This window comes from Bacillus sp. AFS029533 (assembly GCF_002585125.1).
Lineage (GTDB): Bacteria > Bacillota > Bacilli > Bacillales > Bacillaceae_G > Gottfriedia > Gottfriedia luciferensis_B.
The window spans coordinates 114,696-120,838 of the sequence record NZ_NUQC01000026.1; the positions used below are offsets into that span (position 1 = coordinate 114,696).

General features: G+C 33.7%; 6 protein-coding genes, 1 pseudogene and 1 other annotated feature. Of the genes and pseudogenes, 1 reads left to right on the top strand and 6 read right to left on the bottom strand.

What is annotated here, in order from left to right:
* Positions 1-7 precede the first annotated feature (7 nt).
* Both COE53_RS24395 and COE53_RS15395 read right to left on the bottom strand, forming a co-directional pair.
* Positions 8-181: pseudogene (locus COE53_RS24395) on the bottom strand (ABC transporter permease); the annotation flags it as partial.
* A 15-nt stretch (positions 182-196) separates the two neighbouring features.
* Positions 197-1,549 carry an amino acid permease gene (locus COE53_RS15395; protein WP_091023074.1) on the bottom strand — a complete coding sequence of 451 codons (1,353 nt, stop codon included), beginning with the start codon at positions 1,547-1,549 and terminating at the stop codon, positions 197-199.
* Positions 1,550-1,609: 60 nt separating this feature from the next.
* Positions 1,610-1,845, bottom strand: a binding site (T-box leader).
* A 279-nt stretch (positions 1,846-2,124) separates the two neighbouring features.
* Between COE53_RS15395 and COE53_RS15400 the strand changes: the two genes are divergently transcribed.
* Positions 2,125-2,367, top strand: a complete 243-nt coding sequence (locus COE53_RS15400; RefSeq protein ID WP_069035360.1) for a hypothetical protein — start codon at positions 2,125-2,127, stop codon at positions 2,365-2,367.
* A 163-nt stretch (positions 2,368-2,530) separates the two neighbouring features.
* On the opposite strand, the gene pstA is transcribed toward COE53_RS15400, so the two are convergent.
* From pstA to COE53_RS15420, 4 genes are all read right to left on the bottom strand, one after another.
* The gene (gene pstA / locus COE53_RS15405; RefSeq protein WP_091023072.1) at positions 2,531-3,418 is read right to left on the bottom strand and encodes a phosphate ABC transporter permease PstA; all 888 of its coding nucleotides are present in this window, start codon (positions 3,416-3,418) and stop codon (positions 2,531-2,533) included.
* On the bottom strand, positions 3,415-4,311 hold the full coding sequence (gene pstC, locus COE53_RS15410; RefSeq protein ID WP_091023070.1) for a phosphate ABC transporter permease subunit PstC: 897 nt from the start codon (positions 4,309-4,311) through the stop codon (positions 3,415-3,417). The genes pstA and pstC overlap by 4 nt, the downstream gene beginning before the upstream one ends.
* A 69-nt stretch (positions 4,312-4,380) precedes the next feature.
* Complete coding sequence (locus COE53_RS15415) at positions 4,381-5,274, bottom strand: phosphate ABC transporter substrate-binding protein PstS family protein (RefSeq protein WP_069035363.1); 894 nt, start codon at positions 5,272-5,274, stop codon at positions 4,381-4,383.
* Between the two features lie 401 nt (positions 5,275-5,675).
* A partial coding sequence (locus tag COE53_RS15420; protein WP_180242435.1) for a substrate-binding domain-containing protein occupies positions 5,676-6,143 on the bottom strand: 468 nt, incomplete at its 5' end.

The following is a 6,143-nucleotide window of genomic DNA, read 5'->3' on the forward strand; positions in this document are numbered from 1 at the left end:
TGTTATTTTAGGACGGAGACTGAAATCTCGCAGCTTCAAAATGAGTACTAACATCGCCATCTACATTTGCTCCGATTACACCAGCAATACTACTCTCGGCAAAAATCTCAATCTTATCTAAAGCATTAAGTTTCTGTATCGTCGAAACATTAACAGCATTCCCGAAGTTTATTGGACCAAAGGAATACTATCTCATTTACAAGTTTTTATTAAGGCGACTTTTCCATAAATACGTTATCGTAATAAAGAGATAGATGCAAAGTGTAATAATCGTTACGATAATAGGTGTCGTGAAGATGATTCCGATTAGAATCATCATTAAAGCGATGATCACAGCCCAAGTCGTATATGGAAACCATTTAACTGCATAGTCACTTGACTTAATAGGTGACTGTTTACGTGATTTCAAATGGGCAATAGCAATGATTAACCAGATGAATAATACGGTATATCCTAGCGATCCCATCAAGAAATCAAAGGTCTTGCTTCCTGCAAATAAAGAAATTAGAACACCGCCAAGTAAAGTGGAAGTACACATTAATATTGCGTATACTGGAACTTTCCTTTTAGATAATCTTGAAAAGATCTTTGGAATGCGACCGTCCGCAGATTGCGTATACAGAACGCGGGATGAACCATATAAGCCAGAGTTCATCGATGAAATAATCGCTATTAAAACAACAGCGTTCATTATATGATCAGCTCCAGGAATCCCTATCATTTTAAAGACCATCACAAATGGACTTTCAGGCACCCCGTTTACTTTGTTCCAAGGAATTAAACTAACGATGATGAAAAATGGAATGATATAGAAAGAAATGATTCTGACCAATGTACTTCGAACAGCTTTTGGTACCACTTTTTCGGGATTTTTCGTTTCTGCTAATGTTACCCCAATTATTTCAGTACCACCATATGAATAAATTACCACCAGCATAGCCGAGATCAAACCAGTTGATCCATTCGGAAAGAAACCACCATGGTCTGTTAGATTAGAGAAACCTACTGCTTTATGATCACCAAAATTCACTAGTAACAGCACTAATCCAGCCAAGATGAACACAATGATGACAGTAATTTTAATTAAAGCAAGCCAGTACTCCGTTTCTGCAAAAACCTTTACTGATAGCAAGTTGATTGTTGTAACTACCACAGAAACAATTAATGCTAGTATCCAGATTGGATAGTCAGGTAACCAATATTGGATGAAAATGGCAGCAACGATTGACTCGGCCGTGATGTTCAATACCCACATTTTCCAATAAATCCAATCAAGGAAATAAGCAGGATACTTTCCTAAAATAGATTGGACAAGATCCCTGAATGTTCTTGCATCGCTATTGCGAACCGCCATTTCAGCTAACCCTTGCAAGATAAATAATAAGATGATGCCTCCTAGCAAGTAAGCAATTATTATGGATGGGCCAGCCATATCAATTGCTGAACTACTTCCCTTAAATAAACCTGCCCCAATGGCACCTCCTAATGCCATCATCGTAATATGTCTTGACGTCATTGTCCTTTGTAAATTCCGTTTTTCCGTTTTCATATCCTAACCTCCCCAAAAATCAAAAAAGGCATATCATCTCATTCTTCATAATCAAATGAAGAAAGAGACGATATGCCTTAGCTTACCGCGGTACCACTCTTATTGGCTCTTTTGTGAACCCTACTTTAAAAACCTTATAACGTAGGTCATTCGTTAAAACAAGAGAAAAGATTAAATCTAATCTTTCGCTTTACCACTCCCAGGCAAGTTCAAAGTATCATTGGACTGCGTTGCACCAAACCGCAGCTCTCTTAACCTAATAATTAACTTTTACTACTCCTGATCTTTGCGTTTTGATAAATATTTCTGAATATTTTTTATAATAACTAATACTATACGGACGTGAAGCAAACTTGTCAACAGTTTTTTTAGGATAATTATTTTTAAAAAACAAATCATAAACGTATTGGTTCAATAGCAAAATAAATCTGTAAAATCCTTTTATTTAAGTATCAAAATCCAAATAAATCAAACGATTTTAGTTTCAAATATGACTATTTATCACTTCATTTTTAGTGGTCACATGTAAATAAATCTATGAAAAAAATTACTAAACGAAATGGAGAGTACCAAGAATGAATGAAATAATCGAAAGTTTGAAGAGCATACAAAATGAAATAAGCCTTAAGCTTAGCAATGCCTTCAACTTCTCAGAAGCCAATGATAAGCATAACCAAAATTCACATCACGATTATGCTGAATTATCTAAAGCTGCTAAAGAACAGTTAGAGCAAAATAAAGAACATCAAATAGCTAAGACAATTTTAAAACATTTAGAAACACTACTTAGTGAGGTTGATAAAATAAAAAACGCTTAACTTTAAACGTTACATAACATTATCGAAAAAAAGGATTTTTTCCTTTTGTATCAATAATATTTTTAATCAAAATAGCACTCCCAACATTATAAGTTCAGAACCAACTAATACAAAAAAATCTCTACGGAATCTTCCATAGAGATTTTAAAAAATACATATTTGATTATCTTTTTGCTCCTGTAAAGCGTCTATTTAAAAACTTTGCAAACAATCTAGCAAATAGATTAAATAAAAGGATCATTACAATTAGAACTGCAGCAGATTTTGTAGCAATGCTTTGCGCATCTGGAACGATACCTTCTGAATTTAATTTCCAGATATGAACTGTTAACGTTTCTGCTGGTCTAAAAATATTAAACGGGTTCATCGGTGTATTTAATGGAGCAGCATTATTTAGAATAGGCGTTGTAAGTCCAGCAGTATAAATTAATGCCGCTGCTTCACCAAAAATTCTTCCAGCTGCTAAAATAATTCCCGTAATTAATTGTGGAATTGCAGTTGGGATACTAATTTTAGTAATTGTTTGCCACTTTGTAGCTCCTAATCCAAGACTACCTTCTTTACTAGTTTTAGGAACATTTAATAACGCTGTTTCACTTACCCTTGTTAGACCTGGAAGATTTAAGATTGAAATCGCAAGTGCACCACCAATTAAAGTGTAACCCCATCCAGTCATTGTTACAAATACTAATAAACCGAATAAACCTACTACGATTGAAGGTAATGAAGCCAACGTTTCAATACATAATCTTAAGAAATTTAAAAAACGACCTGGTTTTGCATATTCTGCCATATAAATCCCAGCTCCTACTCCAATCGGAACTGAAATAATTAATGTTAACACTAAAATATAAAATGAATTAAAAAGTTGTGGTCCGATCCCACCACCGGCTTGAATATTACTAGGTTTTCCAAAAAGGAAATTAAAGTCCCAGAATCCCCAACCTTTAAAAATAATTTCGCTTAATAAAAATAATAATAGTATTACAACTAAACCAGCTATTAAACAAAGTATTCCCGTCCATATCTTATCCATTTTTCTTGCAATCATGATTCATATCCTCCTTTTCGTCCAATTAATCGAATGACTAGTATAAAGAGGAAGGATATTAGAAGTAAGATCATTGCTAGAGTCCATAGAGTGTTATTCCAAGCTGTACCATTTAATGTATTTGCCATATCCATTGTTAAAATTCCTGTTAAAGTTGCCGTTGGATCGAAAATACCATTAGGGAACTTAACTGTATTTCCGATTACCATTTGTACTGCTAACGCTTCACCAAAAGCACGAGCTAGACCTAAAACGATCGCAGTTAAAATATTTGTTTTTGCAGCTGGTACAATTGCCAACTTAATTGCTTGCCATCTAGTTGAACCTAGTCCGTATGATGCTTCTAAATATGTTCTAGGAACAGCTCGGACAGCATCAGATGCTATACTTGCAATTGTAGGTAAAATCATGATACTAAGCACAATAATCCCTGCAATTAAGCTAAACCCTACGCCACCTACTGTATTTCTAATTAGAGGAACTAATATTGTTACGCCAAGAAATCCATAAACTACTGAAGGAATACCAACTAGAATTTCCAATACAGGTATTAATACTTTTTCACCAAACTTCGGTGAAATAAAATTCATGAAAATCGCTAATGCAATCGCAATTGGTGCAGCAATAATTACAGCACCAACAGATACTAGTATAGATCCAACAATAAAGATTAAAGCACCATATGTTGGGTTTGAAGCATTATTTGGACTCCAATGTTTTGAAAACAAAATTTCACTTAACGATATATCATTTACTGTAAATGATTGGATTCCTTTACTTACAATAAATCCTATTATTGCTATTGTAATACCAATCATTAAGAAACCACATAAAGTTACAAGAGTTCTTCCAAGGTATTCAATTAGAAATAAGTTCCTTTTTTTGAAATTCATGATAAACCCCTATCATCCATTAATAAATTAGATTGAGAGTTGGTATAAAACCAACTCCCATTTTTTATATTATTCTAAACCTGTCATTTTTGAAGCTGGGATATAACCCATCTCTACTAACTTGTTAGCAAACTCATCGCCACTAATGAATTCAATATATTCTTTTACAGGAGATTTTGCATCGCCTTTTGTAATCATGTACTCGTAAGAATAGAATGGGTAATCACCTGCAACGATATTGTCTGTAGTAGATTCTTTTCCATCAATTTTCACAGTTTTTAAAGCATCTTTTTTATCGCCGATTAAATATGAATTAGCAAGATAAGAGATTGCTCCAGGAGTAGAGTTTACAGCTTGTTCAACTGCACCGTTTGAGTCTTGAACAGTTCCTACGCCATCATTAATTTTAACGTCTTTCATAATTTTCTTTTCAAACGCTGCACGAGTACCAGATGATGCTGGACGATTAATTACATTAATTTTTTCATCTTTACCGCCAACTTCTTTCCAGTTCGTCACTTTACCAGCGAAAATATCTTCAATTTGTTGAAGTGTAAGTGAATCTACACCAACGTCTTTATTTGTTACCATTGAGTAACCAACACCAGCAACTTTAGCTTCTACTAATGAACTTGCTAAAGATTTATCTTCTAATTTTTCAGCAGCTGGTACATCTGAGTTACCAATTTGAATTGCTCCAGTAGATACTTGGTTTACACCAGTACCACTACCGCCACCTTGAACAGTAATTGAAACTTGTGGGAACTTCGCCATAAATTCAGTAGCCGCTTCGTCTGCTAATGGTTGTAACGCTGTTGATCCTGCAGCACCAATTGTTCCTGTTAATTCTACTTTTTTATCATCTGAAGTCTTGCCAGTTGTTTTTTCATCTTTATTAGAACATCCTGCTAACATACCCGTAATAGCCATTGCTGCAAATGTTAATTTTAATCCACGCTTCATTTTAAATCCCCCTAAAATGTTTGTTTTTATTTTTTATGTTGTTTTTAATTTTTGTTTGTTATCTCTTACAATCTCTACTTTAAAGTTTTTAAGTTAAGCAAGTTTTAATCAATCGTAAAGAAATTGTAAATCTTTTTAAGAGGTAGTATGTTTAATTGATTTATGGGCATTGAATGTAGCGATAAAATACTAATTGCTTATTAAAACTTGCTAAATATACATAAGAAAACTACTTAAAAGTAGCTTAACTTTTTAAGTAGTTTCAGGTGCTGATCTATATTTAAAAAAATACGAACACATAGTGAACTTTATAAAGTTACTTCTTTGTTGACATACTAAAAGAAATACAAAAAGCTGACTCAAAAAGTCAAAGACCTTTTGAGTCAGCTTAAATTGAATTATTATTGTAAACCTGACATTTGTGAAGCTGGAATATAACCCATTTCAACTAACTTGTTAGCAAATTCATCACCACTAATGAATTCAATATATTCTTTAACTGGAGATTTTGCATCGCCTTTTGTAATCATGTACTCATATGAATAGAATGGGTATGCACCAGATGTAATATTATCAGTTGAAGATTCTTTACCATCAATTTTTACAGTTTTTAAAGCATCTTTTTTATCGCCGATTAAATATGAGTTAGCAAGATAAGAGATTGCTCCAGGAGTAGAGTTTACAGCTTGTTCAACTGCACCGTTTGAATCTTGAACAGTTCCTACGCCATCATTAATCTTAACGTCTTTCATAATTTTCTTTTCAAACGCTGCACGAGTACCTGATGATGCTGGACGATTAATTACATTAATTTTCTCATCTTTACCGCCAACTTCTTTCCAGTTCGTTACTTTACCAGCGAAAATATC